The organism is Streptomyces sp. NPDC102514, from assembly GCF_055584525.1.
In genome coordinates, this window is record NZ_JBVJLW010000007.1 from 129,378 (window position 1) to 145,623 (window position 16,246).

At 71.1% G+C, this 16,246-nt stretch carries 14 protein-coding genes and 1 tRNA gene; 4 read left to right on the forward strand and 11 right to left on the reverse strand.

Annotation, left to right across the window (positions count from 1 at the left end; translation table 11 throughout):
* Positions 1–53: 53 nt before the first annotated feature.
* The 5 genes from pdxS to pgsA form a co-directional block, all read right to left on the reverse strand.
* Positions 54–902, reverse strand: coding sequence for a pyridoxal 5'-phosphate synthase lyase subunit PdxS (gene pdxS, locus ACZ60E_RS19490; protein WP_384810304.1), 849 nt, complete (start codon positions 900–902; stop codon positions 54–56).
* 264 nt (positions 903–1,166) lie between these two features.
* Complete coding sequence (locus ACZ60E_RS19495; RefSeq protein ID WP_210891882.1) at positions 1,167–1,712, reverse strand: hypothetical protein; 546 nt, start codon at positions 1,710–1,712, stop codon at positions 1,167–1,169.
* Between the two features lie 317 nt (positions 1,713–2,029).
* Positions 2,030–3,202: a glycosyltransferase family 4 protein gene (locus ACZ60E_RS19500; protein WP_469441940.1), complete on the reverse strand. Its 1,173-nt coding sequence runs from the start codon at positions 3,200–3,202 to the stop codon at positions 2,030–2,032.
* Positions 3,199–4,197, reverse strand: a complete 999-nt coding sequence (locus ACZ60E_RS19505) for a phosphatidylinositol mannoside acyltransferase (protein WP_469441942.1) — start codon at positions 4,195–4,197, stop codon at positions 3,199–3,201. Before ACZ60E_RS19505 ends, ACZ60E_RS19500 begins: the two co-directional genes overlap by 4 nt.
* A complete protein-coding gene (gene pgsA / locus ACZ60E_RS19510) occupies positions 4,194–4,892 on the reverse strand; it encodes a phosphatidylinositol phosphate synthase (RefSeq protein ID WP_384810197.1) in 699 nt (232 codons plus the stop codon). The genes ACZ60E_RS19505 and pgsA overlap by 4 nt, the downstream gene beginning before the upstream one ends.
* Positions 4,893–5,175: 283 nt before the next feature.
* Here pgsA and ACZ60E_RS19515 point away from each other — a divergent pair, with 283 nt between their 5' ends.
* Both ACZ60E_RS19515 and ACZ60E_RS19520 read left to right on the forward strand, forming a co-directional pair.
* Entirely contained in the window at positions 5,176–7,374 is a 2,199-nt protein-coding gene (locus tag ACZ60E_RS19515) for an elongation factor G-like protein EF-G2 (RefSeq protein WP_469441943.1), read from the forward strand.
* Positions 7,375–7,541: 167 nt separating this feature from the next.
* A complete protein-coding gene (locus ACZ60E_RS19520; protein WP_384810203.1) occupies positions 7,542–9,203 on the forward strand; it encodes a hypothetical protein in 1,662 nt (553 codons plus the stop codon).
* Between the two features lie 36 nt (positions 9,204–9,239).
* Here the strand turns inward: ACZ60E_RS19520 and ACZ60E_RS19525 are convergent, their stop codons facing one another.
* Complete coding sequence (locus tag ACZ60E_RS19525) at positions 9,240–9,800, reverse strand: HIT family protein (protein ID WP_107019708.1); 561 nt, start codon at positions 9,798–9,800, stop codon at positions 9,240–9,242.
* Positions 9,801–9,867: 67 nt separating this feature from the next.
* On the opposite strand from ACZ60E_RS19525, the gene ACZ60E_RS19530 reads away from it, so the two are divergent.
* On the forward strand, positions 9,868–10,524 hold the full coding sequence (locus tag ACZ60E_RS19530) for a potassium channel family protein (RefSeq protein WP_384810206.1): 657 nt from the start codon (positions 9,868–9,870) through the stop codon (positions 10,522–10,524).
* A 213-nt stretch (positions 10,525–10,737) separates the two neighbouring features.
* On the opposite strand, the gene thrS is transcribed toward ACZ60E_RS19530, so the two are convergent.
* From thrS to ACZ60E_RS19545, 3 genes are all read right to left on the reverse strand, one after another.
* Positions 10,738–12,714: a threonine--tRNA ligase gene (gene thrS / locus ACZ60E_RS19535; RefSeq protein ID WP_469441948.1), complete on the reverse strand. Its 1,977-nt coding sequence runs from the start codon at positions 12,712–12,714 to the stop codon at positions 10,738–10,740.
* Positions 12,715–12,857: 143 nt separating this feature from the next.
* The gene (locus ACZ60E_RS19540) at positions 12,858–14,081 is read right to left on the reverse strand and encodes a hypothetical protein (RefSeq protein ID WP_385834931.1); all 1,224 of its coding nucleotides are present in this window, start codon (positions 14,079–14,081) and stop codon (positions 12,858–12,860) included.
* On the reverse strand, positions 14,078–14,644 hold the full coding sequence (locus tag ACZ60E_RS19545; RefSeq protein WP_107019874.1) for a DUF4365 domain-containing protein: 567 nt from the start codon (positions 14,642–14,644) through the stop codon (positions 14,078–14,080). Before ACZ60E_RS19545 ends, ACZ60E_RS19540 begins: the two co-directional genes overlap by 4 nt.
* Positions 14,645–14,812: 168 nt before the next feature.
* On the opposite strand from ACZ60E_RS19545, the gene ACZ60E_RS19550 reads away from it, so the two are divergent.
* Positions 14,813–15,541 carry an exonuclease domain-containing protein gene (locus tag ACZ60E_RS19550; protein ID WP_469441950.1) on the forward strand — a complete coding sequence of 243 codons (729 nt, stop codon included), beginning with the start codon at positions 14,813–14,815 and terminating at the stop codon, positions 15,539–15,541.
* Positions 15,542–15,604: 63 nt separating this feature from the next.
* Here ACZ60E_RS19550 and ACZ60E_RS19555 read toward each other — a convergent pair.
* Together ACZ60E_RS19555 and ACZ60E_RS19560 are read right to left on the reverse strand one after the other, a co-directional pair.
* Positions 15,605–15,676: transfer RNA gene (locus ACZ60E_RS19555), tRNA-Val, on the reverse strand.
* 39 nt (positions 15,677–15,715) lie between these two features.
* Complete coding sequence (locus ACZ60E_RS19560) at positions 15,716–16,198, reverse strand: SRPBCC family protein (RefSeq protein WP_469441952.1); 483 nt, start codon at positions 16,196–16,198, stop codon at positions 15,716–15,718.
* Between the last annotated feature and the right edge of the window lie 48 nt (positions 16,199–16,246).

The window sequence follows — 16,246 nt, forward strand, 5'->3', positions numbered from 1 at the left end:
GCCTTGTGTGAAGGGGTGCCCTGGAGAGGGTGGTCTCCGTCCGGAGGGACGGACTACCAGCCGCGGTTCGCGTAGCGCTCGGACTCGGGGAGGGTGTCGCAGTTGATGCCGACCATGGCCTCGCCCAGGTTGCGGGAGGCGTCCGCGATGATCTTCGGGTCGTCGTAGAAGGTGGTGGCCTTCACGATGGCCGCGGCGCGCTTGGCCGGGTCGCCGGACTTGAAGATGCCGGAGCCGACGAAGACACCCTCGGCGCCGAGCTGGCGCATCAGCGCCGCATCGGCGGGAGTGGCCACGCCACCCGCGGAGAACAGCACGACCGGGAGCTTGCCCAGTTCGGCGACCTCCTTGACGATCTCGTAGGGGGCGCGCAGTTCCTTGGCGGCGGCGTACAGCTCGTTGTTGTCGTAGCCGCGCAGGCGGGCGATCTCGTTCTTGATCTGGCGCAGGTGGCGTACGGCCTCGACGACGTTGCCGGTGCCGGCCTCGCCCTTGGAGCGGATCATGGCGGCGCCCTCTGCTATGCGGCGCAGGGCCTCGCCCAGGTTGGTGGCACCACAGACGAAGGGGGTCGTGTAGGCCCACTTGTCGGAGTGGTTGACCTCGTCGGCGGGGGTGAGCACCTCGGACTCGTCGATGTAGTCGACGCCGAGGGACTGCAGGACCTGGGCCTCCACGAAGTGGCCGATGCGCGACTTGGCCATCACCGGGATCGAGACGGCCTCGATGATGCCCTCGATCATGTCCGGGTCGGACATGCGTGCCACGCCGCCGTCCTTGCGGATGTCGGCCGGGACCCGCTCCAGGGCCATGACGGCCACGGCGCCCGCGTCCTCGGCGATCTTCGCCTGCTCGGGCGTGACGACGTCCATGATCACGCCACCCTTGAGCTGCTCGGCCATGCCGCGCTTCACGCGCGCGGTGCCGGTGGCCGGGGTGTCGGTGGACTGGACGGGGTGGGAGAGCGTGCTGGACACGGGTTGACCTCACTCGGTGAAAGAGGGCTTCTGCAAACACCGAGGAAACGCCCGGGGACCAGGCCACAGCAAGGGCCAATGGGTAGGCGGTGGCTCATTTTCCGGCCCATGCCGAGCTTTTCCGCTGGTCAGGGCCTTGTCCGGGATTCACGCACCCGCCCGGACCACGGCCTCGCGCCGCCGGAACTCCTACGTTCCGGGGCGGTCCGCGAGCGCCGTCGGGGGCTCGTCGTCCATCTCGAAGGCCAGCGGGAACGGGGCGTGTCCGGCCAGCCGGAACCAGCGCACCTTGCGGTGGCGGCGCAGGGCGCGGGCCGCGCGTACGGCGTCGTTGTGGAAGCGCCGGGCCATCGGTACGCGGCGGACCGCCTGGGCGAGTTCGCGGGCCGCGTCCTCGCCGCCCGGGGCCGCCTGGACCGCTTCCACCTGCTCGGTCTCCCCGAAGACCGCCCGCAGTGCCTGGCTGAGGTCGCTCTCGGCGACCTCCCGGTGGTCCTCCTCGGCCTGCCGGGCGGCGTGCGCGGCCTCGTAGAGCACCATCGACGCGGCCGGGTCGAGCACGCCGGCGGTGGCGAGTTCCTGGGCGACCGAGGCGCGGCGCAGGAGCTGTGCGTCGAGGGCTGCGCGGGCTGCGTCGATGCGTGAGTGCAGGCGGTCCAGGCGGCCCGCCGTCCAGCTCAGGTAGAGGCCGATCGCCGCGAGGGCGACCACGATCCAGATCAGTGTGGAGGTCACGGGGGCACGCTATCCGGTGGGGGTGGCGCGGTCCTTCGGGGCGCCCCCCGAGGCGGCGCCTGCGGCGCCGGGCTGCTCGGGTGCAGGGCGGGTGAGGGCTCGTCGCGCGTCGCGGCGGAGCCGCTGATCGGCTCCGGCCCCGCGTGCTCGAACGGTCGGCTGCGGGCCGGTGGGGGCTTGTCGCGCAGTTCCCCGCGCCCCTGGGCAGCGGGCGCCGGGCGGGATGAAAAGCGCGGCGCAGCCGGCTTTTCAGGGGCGCGGGGAACTGCGCGGCCGGCCCCCACCGGCCCGCAGCCGAAACTCTGCCCCCCGGAGGGTCAGTCCCGCGCCAACCCGAAGCGGGCCAGCAAACCGCCCGGCTCCGCCGGTTCGTCCGCCGCGGCTACCGCCGCCGCGCCGTCCGTGACCGTCTCGTACACGGACAGGATGTCCGCGCCGACCGTCGACCAGTCGAAGCGCCGCACGTGCGCGCTCCCCCGCTCGTGGAGTTCCGCGCGTCGCGCCGGATCGCCGAGGAGCCGTACCGCCGACGCGGCCAGCGCGTCCGCGTCCTCGTTGGTGAACAGTTCGCCCGCCGCGCCCTGGTCGAGGACCTGCGCGAACGCGTCGAGGTCGGAGGCGAGCACGGGCGCGCCCGCCGACATCGCCTCGACCAGGATGATCCCGAAGCTCTCGCCGCCGGTGTTGGGCGCCACGTACACGTCGACGCTGCGCAGGAATCGCGCCTTGTCCTCGTCGCTGATCATGCCGAGGAACTCGACGCGCGGGCGCAGCTCCGCCGGAAGTTTCTCGACGGCTTCCTTCTCGTCGCCGCGTCCGGCGACCAGCAGCCGTGTCTGTGGCCGCTCGGCGAGGATCTTCGGCAGGGCCTTCATGAGGACCGGCAGGCCCTTGCGGGGCTCGTCGATGCGGCCCACGAAGCCGATCGTGCCGCCCTGCCACTCGGGGTTGGGCTCGGCCTTCGCGAAGAAGTCGACGTCGACGCCGTTCGGGATGACCACGGCGTCGCCGCCCAGGTGCTCGACGAGCGTGCGCCGGGCGTACTCGCTCACCGCGATCCGCGCGCTGATCTTCTCCAGCGCGGGCTGCAGGATCGGGTACGCGGCGATCATCGCGCGGGAGCGCGGGTTCGACGTGTGGAAGGTGGCGACGATCGGTCCCTGGGCCGCCCAGCAGGCCAGCAGGCCGAGGGAGGGCGAGGCCGGCTCGTGGATGTGGATCACGTCGAACGTGCCGTCGTGGAGCCAGCGGCGTACGCGCGCGGCGGACAGGAACCCGAAGTTCAGGCGCGCGACCGAGCCGTTGTACGGCACCGGGACGGCACGGCCCGCCGAGACGACGTACGGCGGGAGCGGTGTCTCGTCGTCGGCGGGCGCGAGGACGGACACATGGTGCCCGAGCGCGATGAGGTGGTCGGCCAGGTCGCGGATGTGGAACTGGACTCCCCCGGGGACGTCCCAGGAGTACGGGCAGACGATGCCGATCCTCATGGCCGCTCCCCCGGCCGGACCTGCTCGTCGCGTACCGCTGCGGACGGGAGCTCCCCGCCGGGCGGCCCCGCGATCGGCTCCCCCGCGGTCGTCCCCGGGCGGGGTTCCAGGTCGGCGAGCCACAAGCGTTGCAGCATGTGCCAGTCCTCCGGATGGTCGGCGATCCCCGTGGCGAAGGCATCGGCCAGCGCCTGCGTCATGACAGACGTCTTCTCGGCCCGCGTACCTGACCCGGGTACGTCGACGGGGGGATGGACCCGGCCACGCATCACGGGCGAGTCGTCGTACCACAGGGTCACCGGCAGCAGCAGCGCGCCGGTCTGCTGGGCGAGCAGTGCCGGGCCCGCGGGCATCCGGGTGGTGTCGCCGAAGAAGGAGACCTCGACCCCGGAGGCGGACAGGTCGCGTTCGGCGACCAGGCAGACCAGGCCGCCGTCGCGCAGCCGCCGGGCCAGCGTGCCGAACGCGGTGCCGCCGCTGTGCGGCAGCACCTCCATGCCGAGGCCCTCGCGGTACGCCACGAACCGGTCGTAGAGCTTCTCGGGCTTGAGGCGTTCGGCGACCGTCGTGAACGGCGTCTCCAGTCTGGTGGTGACCCAGGCGCCCGCGAGGTCCCAGTTGCCCAGGTGCGGCAGCGCGAGGATGACGCCCTTGCCCGCCGCGAGTCCCTCGGTCAGATGGTGGAGGTCCTTCGGCTCGAAACCGCTCCTGATGCGTTCCTTGCTCCATGCGGGCAGCCGGAACGACTCCATCCAGTAGCGCAGGTACGAACGCATGCCCGCGCGGGACAGTTCCGCGAGCCGCTCGGGACTCGCGTCGGGCAGCACGCGCGCGTAGTTCGACTCCAGACGCAGTACGCCCTTGCCTCGCCGCTTCCAGGTGATGTCGGCGATGGTCCGGCCGAGGCGCACGGCCACCGGCTCGGGGAGCTTCTTCACGGCTCCCCAGCCCGCTGCGTACGCGCCGTAGGTCAGCTGGTCCCGGAGACCGCTCACGAGGTGGCCTCGCTGTTGTGCGAGGTGCTTTCCGGTGAGTTCCCCGGCGGGGCGGCGACCGCCGCGTCGGCCTCGGCGGCCTCGCGGCGGACCGTGACGACGCGCTGGACGAGGGTGACGACACTGCCCACGGCGACGATCCACAGCGCGATCGGCAGGAGCACGTCGATGCCGGGGACGCCGAAGGTCTTGTGGAAGCCCGCGAGGCCGGCCGCGACCAGCGAGATCACCAGGCGTTCGGCGCGCTCGACCAGGCCGTTGACGGCGACGGGCAGGCCGATCGACTCGCCCCGGGCCTTGGTGTACGACACCACCTGACCGCTGGCCAGGCAGAAGATCGACACGGCGCACAGGACGTTGTCGTCGCCGTTGCCCGCGTACCAGAGGGCGAAGCCGCCGAAGATCGCGCTGTCGGCCACCCGGTCGAGCGTCGAGTCGAGGAAGGCGCCCCAGCGGCTGGAGCGGCCCAGCTGGCGTGCCATGTTGCCGTCGACCAGGTCCGAGAACACGAAGAGCGTGATGACGATCGTGCCCCAGAAGAGCTCTCCCCGGGGGTAGAAGACCAGCGCGCCCGCCACCACTCCGGCCGTGCCCAGGAGGGTGACCGTGTCGGGGCTCACCCCCCGGCGGATGAGAAACGCGGCGAACGGTGTGAGGACACGCGTAAAGAATGCACGCGCGTACTTGTTCAGCATGGCCTTCCCGACGGTCGGTGTGGCCGGGCGGCCCTGCTGGCCACCGGCTGGCCCATCGTAGCCACGCGTGCGCGTGTGCGACGGTCGGGCACCCGCGCCCCGTGTCACGTCCTGGTGACATCCGGGGGGCTCGGCAGGGGGGCGGCGCGATCGCGTCCGTTGTATGGACGCACCGTGACGCGAGTGCAAAGCTCGATGGCACCGCGGGCGTCGCCGGAGCCGCCCTTCGCGGATCCGCCGGCCCGCGCCCCCAGTGACCTCACCGTGCACGGGAGGCAATTCCATGGGCGACAAGGCGAACGCACACCCCGGAGCCGCCGGCAGGGCTACGGCGGCCGACCACCCCGCGTCCGTACGGAATGTGGTGCTGGTCGGCCACAGCGGTTCGGGCAAGACGACTCTGGTGGAGGCTCTCGCGCTGACCGCGGGAGCGGTGAACAGGGCGGGCCGTGTGGAGGACGGCGGCACCGTCTCCGACTACGACGAGATCGAGCACCGGCAGCAGCGCTCGGTGCAGCTGTCCCTGGTCCCGGTCGACTGGGACGGATACAAGATAAATGTGCTGGACACTCCCGGTTACGCCGATTTCGTCGGCGAGCTGAGGGCCGGTCTGCGAGCGGCGGACGCGGCCCTTTTCGTCGTCTCGGCCTCGGACGGCGTGGACGGCTCGACGCGCATGGTGTGGGAGGAGTGCGCGGCGGTCGGCATGCCGAGAGCCATCGTGGTGACGCATCTGGAGTCGGCGCGGGCCGACTTCGACGAGATGACGCGGATCTGCGCGGACGCGTTCGGCGCGGACGACCCCGACGCCGTACTGCCGCTGTACCTGCCCCTGCACGGCGCCCAGGGGCCCGACGGGCATGTGCCGGTGACGGGGCTGATCGGGCTGCTCTCGCAGCGGCTGTTCGACTACTCGTCCGGGGAGCGCAAGGAGTCCGAGCCGGGTCCCGAGCAGATGCCGCTCATCGAGTCGGCCCGCAACCGGCTGATCGAGGGAATCATCTCGGAGAGCGAGGACGAGACCCTCATGGACCGCTATCTCGGCGGTGAGGAGATCGATTTCAGGACACTCGTGGAGGACCTGGAGCGGGCGGTCGCGCGCGGGGTCTTCCATCCGGTGCTGGCCGCCGCGCCCGCCGCCGAGGGCGCCCGGCAGGGGCTGGGCACGGTCGAACTGCTCGAACTGATCACCGGCGGCTTCCCGACGCCGCTGGAGCGCGAGGCCCCGATCGTCACCACCCCGGACGGCCGGGCCCGCCGCGTCAAGGCCTGCGATCCGGACGGGCCGCTGGTCGCCGAGGTCGTGAAGACGGCCTCCGACCCGTACGTCGGCCGGGTCTCGATGGTGCGGGTGTTCTCCGGGACCCTGCGCCCGGACGAGACGGTGCACGTCTCCGGGCACGGGCTCGCCGACCGCGGCCACGAGGACCACGACGTCGACGAACGCATCGGCGCCCTGTCCGCGCCCTTCGGCAAGCAGCAGCGCGCCCTCACGCACGCGATCGCGGGCGATCTGGCCTGCGTCGCCAAGCTGAACCGGGCCGAGACCGGTGACACCCTTTCGGCCAAGGACGACCCGCTCCTGATGGAGCCCTGGCAGATGCCCGACCCCCTGCTGCCGCTCGCCATCCAGGCGCACAGCAAGGCCGACGAGGACAAGCTCTCGCAGGGCCTGGGCCGGCTGGTCGCCGAGGACCCCACGATGCGGCTGGAACAGAACCAGAACACCCACCAGGTCGTCCTGTGGTGCCTGGGCGAGGCCCACGCGGACGTCGCCCTGGAACGGCTGCGCAACCGGTACGGCGTCCAGGTCGACGTCGTACCGCACAAGGTGTCCCTCCGGGAGACGTTCGCCGCCAGGTCGGCGGGGCGCGGCCGTCATGTGAAGCAGTCCGGCGGGCACGGGCAGTACGCGATCTGCGAGATCGAGGTGGAGCCGCTGCCCGGCGGCTCCGGCATCGAGTTCGTCGACAAGGTGGTGGGCGGTGCCGTGCCCCGGCAGTTCATCCCGTCCGTGGAGAAGGGAGTGCGCGCCCAGGCCGCCAGGGGCGTGACGGCGGGTTATCCCCTCATCGACGTGCGGATCACGCTGACCGACGGCAAGGCGCACTCCGTGGACTCCTCGGACGCGGCGTTCCAGACCGCCGGCGCGCTCGCCCTGCGGGAGGCCGCGACCGACGCGCGGATCCATCTGCTGGAGCCGGTGGCCGAGGTGACGGTCCTGGTGGGCGACGAGTACGTGGGGGCCGTGATGAGCGATCTGTCGGGCCGGCGCGGCCGGGTCGTCGGCACCGAGCAGGCACCGGGCGGCCGGACCCTCGTACGGGCCGAGGTGCCGGAGATCGAGATCGGGCGGTATGCGGTCGATCTGCGCTCGCTCTCGCACGGCACCGCGCGGTTCGACCGCACCTACGCCCGGCACGAGCCCATGCCACCGCAGTTGACCGAAAGGATCCGCGAACAGACGCAGGGCGCTCATTAGTTGATGTCCTCTTCGATCGGCGGGCGGCTGCGGCCGTCCGCCGACGAATGTCGGCCCCTGGCGATACGCTGAGAACCTGATCAAGACGATGACCTGATCAACAGGTGTGCGGAGCACCGAAGTCGGGAATGCCGCAGCAGCGGGGCAAGGCGGCGATGGGGGCGGTAATGGCGGACGACGCATTCGATTTCAGGCCGGGAGCGCAGGTTCCGCTCTCGGGTTCCGCGGGACAGACGGCGGCGACGTTCGCGCTCGCCTCCGCGGCCTATCGGGACAGCCCCGTCGAAGCGATCCTCGACGCGAACAGCGAGTGGCACCAGTCGAAGGTCTCACCGGGACAGAAGTGGGCGTCGATCTTCAAGCCGAACCTGGGCGAGGCCTTCGCCCGGGCCGTGCAGCTCCGGATGCTGGGCGGCGGTCGCGGTGCGCTCATCCAGTCCTTCGGCACGGAACCGCAGGTGGTCGTCGAGCACTGCCTGGCGGCGAACCGCATCCGCAAGGAGCGGGACAGCTGGCTCACCGCCGTGATGGTGCTGACCGGCCTGATCTTCCTGCCCGGTCTGCTCATCTGGCTGCTGGTCTTCCAGATCCGCCGCTCGGTCGCCAAGTCCGAGGACAAGCGGGCCGGAGCCCTCGGCACCGCGATCCTGATCGGGGTGGGCGGCCTGGCGGTCCTCTTCCTGCTCAAGATGCCCTTCAGCGGCTTCTGGGCCTGGTATGCGCGCGCGGCGATCGTCGCGCCCGTCGTCGGCTGGGTCTGGGCGAAGCAGATCTGTGAGCGCACGGCCCACGATCTGCGGGAGCGCTGGAGCAGCCTGCTCGCGGGCGGCGGCATCGGCGCCAAGATTCCCGAGGCGGTGCCCGGCAGCCCCGGCGAGACGGCGGCCGAGCGGCTGCGCCAGGGCCTGGCACGGCTGAGCGCCGAGCAGCAGTCGAACTCGGTGTTCTACGCGGGCCCCAAGGGAATACTGGGCATGGGCACGCGCTGGGGCACCTGGCAGCTCGCCGAGGACCTGGTGTCGGCGGACTCCAGCAAGGAGATCCATCCGTTCCGCAGCTGGGACGTCATCCGGTCGATCCACGACCAGTTGCGCATGCTGGAGCGCGGCCCGCTCAACACCGGTGGTTTCCCGGCGCCTTCGATAAAGCACTGGGTGGTCACACCGATCAACGAGAACGCCGGCTCGGTCTCCCGCCCCGGCGGCACCGACGTGGACGCGTACCAGGTCAAGACGCACAAAATACAGGAGATCTGCAACAAGCAGCAGTTCGGCAGCGGTGACCGCCACTACCTCGGGGTCCAGTGGACGCTCTGGGACGGCCAGTTGATCATCACGATGCTGATCACCGTGACCGTGCTGCACGAGACGCTGCGCATCGAGGTCACCGGACACGCGCTGGGGCCCGTGCACTCGCTGTTCACCAGCGGGCCCGCCGCGAAGACGAAGACGGTCCCGAAGACCGTCAGGTTCTGGGAGACCAAGACGCAGAAGCTGCCGCTGGTCGACGCCGACGAGGTCGTACGGCTCGCGGTGCGCGCGCCCTTCACCTGGTATCCGCCGATCCTCGACCACCTCGGCGGCAAGCTGACCCTGCCGGAGCCCTTCGGTCTGCGGCACGCCTGGGCGGCCAAGCCCTGGCGGCACCGCTTCATGGCGGACGACGCCCTGCGTGCGGCGACCCCCGTGCTGCGGGTCGTGCACGCGGCGGCGATCCGCGTGCTGAACGACAACGGCGTGGACACGACGAAGTTCGCGGGCCGCTCGTCCGCCCTCAGCGGGGCCGTCCAGGACGTCTCCCCGAAGAAGGCGGACCTGTACGACGCGTAGGCGTCCACGCCGGGTGGACGGGCGGGAGGCCGGGCCTCAGACCGACGGCCAGGCCTCCGCGAGCATCTTCCGCGTGTCCGCGAGGAGTTGCGGCAGCACCCGGGTGTGCCCGACCACCGGCATGAAGTTCGTGTCCCCGCCCCAGCGGGGCACGATGTGCTGGTGGAGGTGCGCGGCGATCCCGGCCCCCGCGACCGAACCCTGGTTCATCCCGATGTTGAAGCCGTGCGCGCCGGACGCGGTCCGCAGCGCGGTCATCGCCTGCTTGGTCAGCTCACCGAGCTCGGCGGTCTCCGGGACGGTCAGATCGGTGTAGTCCGCGACATGCCGGTAGGGCACGACCATCAGATGCCCACCGTTGTACGGGTACAGGTTGAGCACGGCGTAGACCTGCTCGCCGCGCTTGATGACGAGCCCGTCCTCGTCGGATTTCGCCGGAATCGAGCAGAAGGGACAGCCGTCGCCGGCACCGGGACCGGTCGGCTTGTTCTCACCCTGGATGTATGCCATCCGGTGGGGCGTCCACAGGCGCTGGAACGCGTCCTGTGTGCCGACTCCGATCTGCTGCTCCGGCTCACTCGTCATGAGGTGAAGCATATGGCTTCGCCCGTTCGCGGCGTGTCGCCGGGTACCGCGCGAAAGGGCCCGCCGCCAAGCTGAGGTGATGGACGACGACACCCGCACGACCCGCTGGGAGCGCCGCACCGAGCTGCCGCTCGTCGTCGCCTCGGTGCTCTTCTTCACCTCGTACGCGATCCGGGTCCTGGGCCACGGACTGCCCGAGCCGTGGCCGGGCGCCTGCGTCGCGGCGATGCTGGGTGCCTGGGCGGTGTTCGCCGTCGACTACGCCGTGCGCTGGCGGCTGAGCGGCCAGGGGCCCCGGTTCGTACGGACGCACTGGCTGGACACGGTCGTCCTCATGCTGCCCCTGCTGCGCCCGCTGCGCGTGGTGAAGGTCTACGAGACCGTGCAGCGCCGGCGCGGGCGGCCCCGGCTGGCCCTGCACGCCCGTGTGATCACGTACGCGGGTCTGGCCGTGTCCCTCCTCGGCTTCGCGGGCGCGCTCGCCGTGTACCAGCAGGAGCGCACGGCACCGGACGCGACGATCCACACCTTCGGCGACGCGGTGTGGTGGACCTGCGCGACGCTGGCGACCGTGGGGTACGGCGACGTGGCTCCCGTGACGCCCGTGGGACGGCTGATCGCGGTGGGCCTGATGGCCTGCGGGCTCGCCCTGCTCGGCGCGGTGACGGGGTCGTTCTCGTCGTGGCTGCTCCAGGTCTTCTCCGGCGAGGGCAACGAGAAGCCCCCGGGCGGCTGAGCCGCCCGGGGGCCTGTCGTCGCGCGCCCTAGGGCCTGTCGTCAAATTCCCGCCTGCCGGGCGACGCCTGGCACGCACTCTCGCTGCACCGGGCGAAAGCCCAAGTACGTCCAGTACGCGGACTTCCACCCGGCACACCGAGAGCACGCACCAGACGCCGCCCGGCCCGCCCTCCGGGCGGACGCCGGGAATTTGACGACAGGCCCTAGGGCCTCAGAGCTGCACCCGCTCCTCGACGACCTTCGCGATCTTCGCGATGGCTTCGTCGAGCGGGATGCCGTTCTCCTGGGAGCCGTCGCGGTAGCGGAAGGAGACGGCGCCCGCGGCCATGTCCTCGTCGCCCGCGATGACCATGAAGGGCACCTTCTGCTTCTGGGCGTTGCGGATCTTCTTCTGCATACGGTCGGAGGACGAGTCGACCTCGACCCGCAGCCCCTTCTTCTTCGCCTCGGCGGCGAACTTGTGCAGATAGTCGATGTGCGCGTCGCCGATCGGGATGCCGACCGCCTGGACGGGCGCCAGCCACGCCGGGAACGCGCCCGCGTAGTGCTCGAGGAGCACCGCGAAGAAGCGCTCGATCGACCCGAACAGCGCACGGTGGATCATGACCGGCCGCTGCTTGGAGCCGTCCGGGCTCGTGTACTCCAGGTCGAACCGCTCCGGCAGGTTGAAGTCGAGCTGCACGGTCGACATCTGCCAGGTCCGGCCGATCGCGTCCTTGGTCTGGACGGAGATCTTCGGCCCGTAGAACGCGGCGCCGCCCGGGTCCGGGACGAGCGGGAGGCCCTGCTTCTCGGCCACCTGCCGCAGCGTCTCGGTGGCCTCCTCCCACACCTCGTCCGAGCCGACGAACTTCTCCGGGTCCTTGGTGGACAGCTCCAGGTAGAAGTCGGTCAGGCCGTAGTCCCGCAGCAGGCCGAGGACGAAGGTGAGCGTCTTGTCGAGCTCCTCCGCCATCTGCTCCTTGGTGCAGTAGATGTGCGCGTCGTCCTGGGTGAAGCCGCGGGCGCGGGTCAGGCCGTGCACGACGCCCGACTTCTCGTACCGGTACACGGTCCCGAACTCGAAGAGGCGCAGCGGCAGTTCACGGTAGGAGCGGCCACGCGCGTCGAAGATCAGGTTGTGCATCGGGCAGTTCATGGGCTTGAGGTAGTAGTCCACGCCCTCGTCGAGCTGCATGGGCGGGTACATGCCGTCGGCGTACCAGTCCAGGTGGCCCGAGGTCTCGAAGAGCTTCCCCTTGGTGGCGTGCGGGGTGTAGACGAACTCGTACCCCTCCTCCTCGTGGCGGCGCCGCGAGTAGTCCTCCATGACGCGGCGGACGATGCCGCCCTTGGGGTGGAAGACCGCGAGGCCCGAGCCGATCTGCTCCGGGATGGAGAACAGGTCGAGTTCGCTGCCGAGCTTGCGGTGGTCGCGCTTCTCGGCCTCGGCGAGGAACTCCAGGTGCGCCTTCAGCTCGTCCTTGGTGGGCCAGGCGGTGCCGTAGATGCGCTGGAGCATCGGGTTCTTCTCGCTGCCGCGCCAGTAGGCGGCGGCGTTGCGCATCAGCTTGAACGCCGGGATGTTCCGGGTGGTGGGCAGGTGGGGACCGCGGCAGAGGTCCTTCCAGCACAGGTCGCCGGTCTTGGCGTCGAGGTTGTCGTAGATGGTCAGCTCGCCCGCGCCCACCTCGACGTCCGCGCCGTCGTCGCTCGAAGCGGCGCCCTTGAGGCCGATGAGCTCCAGCTTGTACGGCTCGTCGGCCAGCTCCTCGCGGGCGGCCTCGTCGGTGACGACCCGGCGGGAGAAGCGCTGGCCGCGCTTCTGGATCTCCTGCATCTTCTTCTCGACGGCCTTGAGGTCCTCGGGGGTGAAGGGCCGCGCCACGTCGAAGTCGTAGTAGAAGCCGTCCTTGACCGGCGGACCGATGCCCAGCTTGGCCTCGGGGAACAGCTCCTGCACCGCCTGGGCCATCACGTGCGCGGTGGAGTGGCGCAGGATGTCGAGGCCGTCCTTGGAGGAGATCTCGACGCTCTCGACGGTCTCGCCGTCCTTCACCTCGTACGCGAGGTCCTTCAGCTCGCCCGCCACGCGCGCGGCGACGATGGTGCGCTCACCGGCGAAGAGCTCGGCCGCCGTAGTCCCCGTCGTCACCACGCGCTCTTCCCGCTCGGAATCGCGTTGGATGATCACACGGACGTCTGACACCGGACTCTCCTACCTGAAGGGAACGCGTGCGGCGACTCCTGCGCGCGTCGTGGAAGCGATCGTACCGAGCCGGGGGCGCCCACCGCGAAACGGTTGTCCCCAGCACCGCCCCACGCCCGCCCCCGCCTCGCCCACAGCCCGCGTCAGTCCTCCGTGCACGCCTCCTCGAAGAAGTCGAGGTTCTCCTGGAGGGACTTCATCAGGCGGTCGCGTTCAGCCTCGTCCACCTGGACCGGTGTCACCCCGGACGCGCCGGTCAGCCGGCGGAATCCGCCGCGGCTCTCCAGCCGGCCGTGCACCCGCACCGGGAGCCCCACGAGATGGGCCTGCCCCGCGATCCGGTACGACTCCTCGTCGAGGGTCATCCGGACGTGCGGCACCTCGGCACCCGCGATGACCTTCAGCCGTACCGTTCCGTCGCCGCGCGGCCCCGACCTGCGCATCCGCACCACGGCCCCGGTGACGCGCACGGGCACGGACGGCTCCTCGCGCAGATAGCGGGCCCCCGCCTCACGCAGCGCGGGCAGGTCCCCGGGCGAGAACTCGACGGGTTCCGCGGACGCCGCGCAGCCCTCGGGGACCCCCGCGGCGGGCGCCCACTCGACGGCGACCCTGGCGCCCTCCGTACCCCGCACCAGCGCCACGAGCGCCTCCGTCAGCTCATGGCTCACACCCGCCTCGACCGCCCCGTCGAACGCGTCCATGCCACCGGTGGCACGCCGGTAGTCGATCGCCTCACGGGCCGCGTACAGCGCCTGGTGGAGTTGGACGGCGAGCGGGCGGCCGGTGGCGACCGGCACGAAGGCGGTGAGGCGGCGGCCACCGGGGGCGGCTCCGACCAGCACGTTCTCCAGGGAGGCCGCGGCGGGCCTGCGGTGGCGGGCGCCGTGGTAGCCGGCCCGCCCGCGGGTGGCGAGGGCGCCCGCGAGGAGGATCTGCCGGGCCGCCGTACGCATCTGCTCCTCGACCGTCCACGGCGATGTGCCGACCGGGCCCACCGGGACGTCGCGCCACCAGTGGATCTCGTCGCTGGGCACGGCGAGGCCGACCAGGACGTCACGGGCGGACGGCGAACCGCTGCGGGACAGCGCGACGAGGGCCTCCCCCAGCAGGTCCTCGCTGTCCGGGAACGCCCGGCTCTCCGGCACGAGCAGACTGGTGCCGGAACCGCCGGGCCCGGGTGGCGTCCAGCGGCCGTACCGGCCGGGTGCCCCGCCGCGGCGCTGCCAGCCGTGCCGGAGCAGCAGCGCGCCGAGGACGGCCGGGTCGACCTCGTCGGGCCGCGGCGGCTGGTCCCACAGCCCCGGCGGCTCGACGGGGTGGGGCCTGACGGGGCGTAGGGGCTCGTCGAAGGGGCGGTGCGTCACGGTATGCCTCCCGTACCGACCCGCGTCATGATCTCGCAGAGCGCCCTGTCGTCGAAGACGCGCGTGGTCGGTATCCGCACGGTGGTCCTGCGCCGGCCGGTGATCCGGTGTCCGGCGAGGTTGATCCAGTAGCAGCAGTGCCGCAGGTCGAGGCCTTCGTGGCCGGCACGCAGCCAGTCGTCCTGCGATCTGGGCACCAGCATCACGACCAGTATTTTGTGCACCGAGACCGGGGTCCGGGCCAGCTTCTCCAGGTGGGCGTTGTCGAGCGTGAAGGAGAAGGCGGCGCCCGGCGGGTTCGGCGGGATCTGGTACGTGCACTTGAGCTGCACCTTGATGGTGACTTCGTCGTCGACCGTGTGCCCGGGGGCGCTGTGGCTGACGTGCCAGTCGATGCCGTTGTCCGGAAAGGGCTGGGACAGGGAGCAGCCCGAGGCGGCCGCCACCGCGTGCAGATAGCCGACCTGCAGTGTCTCCATGCATGCGGTGGTGGCCAGTGAGCCGCGATGCGGTGCCGTCCGCCGGGGCAGCAGCCCGCCCTGCTCGGGCTGCGCGAGCGCCATGTCCAACAGCCTTCCGAATCCGGTGAATCCCCGCGACGAGTCGCTGAACTGCAAAGACCCGTACCTCTGTTGTCTCCTTCCGGCGTACGGCGCAAACAGCCCGGGTATCACAAAAAGGGCAGGGGACGGCGCGTCAACTGCCGAAGGTGAACGAGGAGTTGTGTGCGTATGACGTGCTGGTACGAAGGGCCCTTGACCGCATTCGACACGGAGACGACCGGTGTCGACGTGGAAACCGACCGGATCGTGTCGGCGGCCATCGTCGTCCAGGACGCTCCCGGCAGCCGCCCGCGCGTGCGTCGCTGGCTGGTGAATCCGGGGGTGCCGATGCCCGAGGGCGCCACGGCGGTGCACGGGCTGACGGACGAACATCTGCGGCGCAGCGGCCGCTGGCCGTCACCCGTCATGGACGAGATAGTCAGGGAGCTGGCCGAGCAGAGCGCGGCGGGACGGCCGCTCGTGGTGATGAACGCGCCCTTCGATCTGACGCTCCTGGACCGGGAGTTGCGCAGGCACCGGGCGTCCTCGCTGGACCACTGGTTCGAGTCCGTGCCGCTGCGCGTCCTCGATCCGCGGGTCCTCGACAAGTATCTGGACCGCTACCGCAAGGGCCGCCGCACGCTGACGGACCTGTGCGCGCACTACGAGGTGGAGTTGCAGGGCGCCCACGAGGCGGCGGCCGACGCGCTGGCCTCCCTGGAGGTCGTACGGGCGATCGGGCGGCGGTTCGCGACCCGCATGGAGCGGCTGTCGCCGGCCGAACTGCACACGCTGCAGGGCGGCTGGCACGCGGCGCAGGCCCGTGGCCTGCAGGCGTGGTTCGCCCGCAGCGGTTCGGAGGAGCTGGTCGACCAGTCCTGGCCCCTGCGTCCCGAACTCCCGGCGGAGGCCGCCTGAGCGCCGCACCGCGCGGGGCCATGCAAAAAGCCGGTCCGTCTGTGACGGACCGGCCTTTCCCGGTGGGCGATACTGGGTTCGAACCAGTGACCTCTTCGGTGTGAACGAAGCGCTCTCCCACTGAGCTAATCGCCCGGGAACGCACCGAACAATACAGGTCTCCGTGCGTTTCCTTCAAACCGCTTCGCGGTTCCCCCGAAGGCGGGCGGCGAGCCCGCGGCGCCCCGCCCTCATCATCAGCGCGTGATTGGCGCGGAAGACGGGCCGCCCGGGCACCGCGAACCGTCGCAGCAGCGGCTTGGTCACGTGCACCTCCTGGTCGTAACGGGCGCGGGTGCCCGGCCCGTCGCCCGGCCCGCCGCCCGCTCCGTCGGCGGCGACGGTCCACCGGGCCCAGCCGTCCACGTCGCCCGTCATCGAGATCTCCAGGATGCCGGCCGCCCGGTCGCGCCGGACCTCCCTGGCGGTGAACACGAGGTCGTACGGCAGCACCGAGCGGATCCGGATGACACCGCTGGCCCCGTCGACGGGCGTCACCTCGCGCACCTGCGGCCACCAGAGCGGATAGCGCTCGGCGTCGGCCAGCGCGTCGTAGACGTCGCCGGGCGGGGCGTCGAGGATCCAGAGGCTGCGGAAGCGGTAGTGCGTCCAGTCCATGGGTTTCATGATCCGGGTCCGCCCGCCCACCACAAGCCCATGACCCGC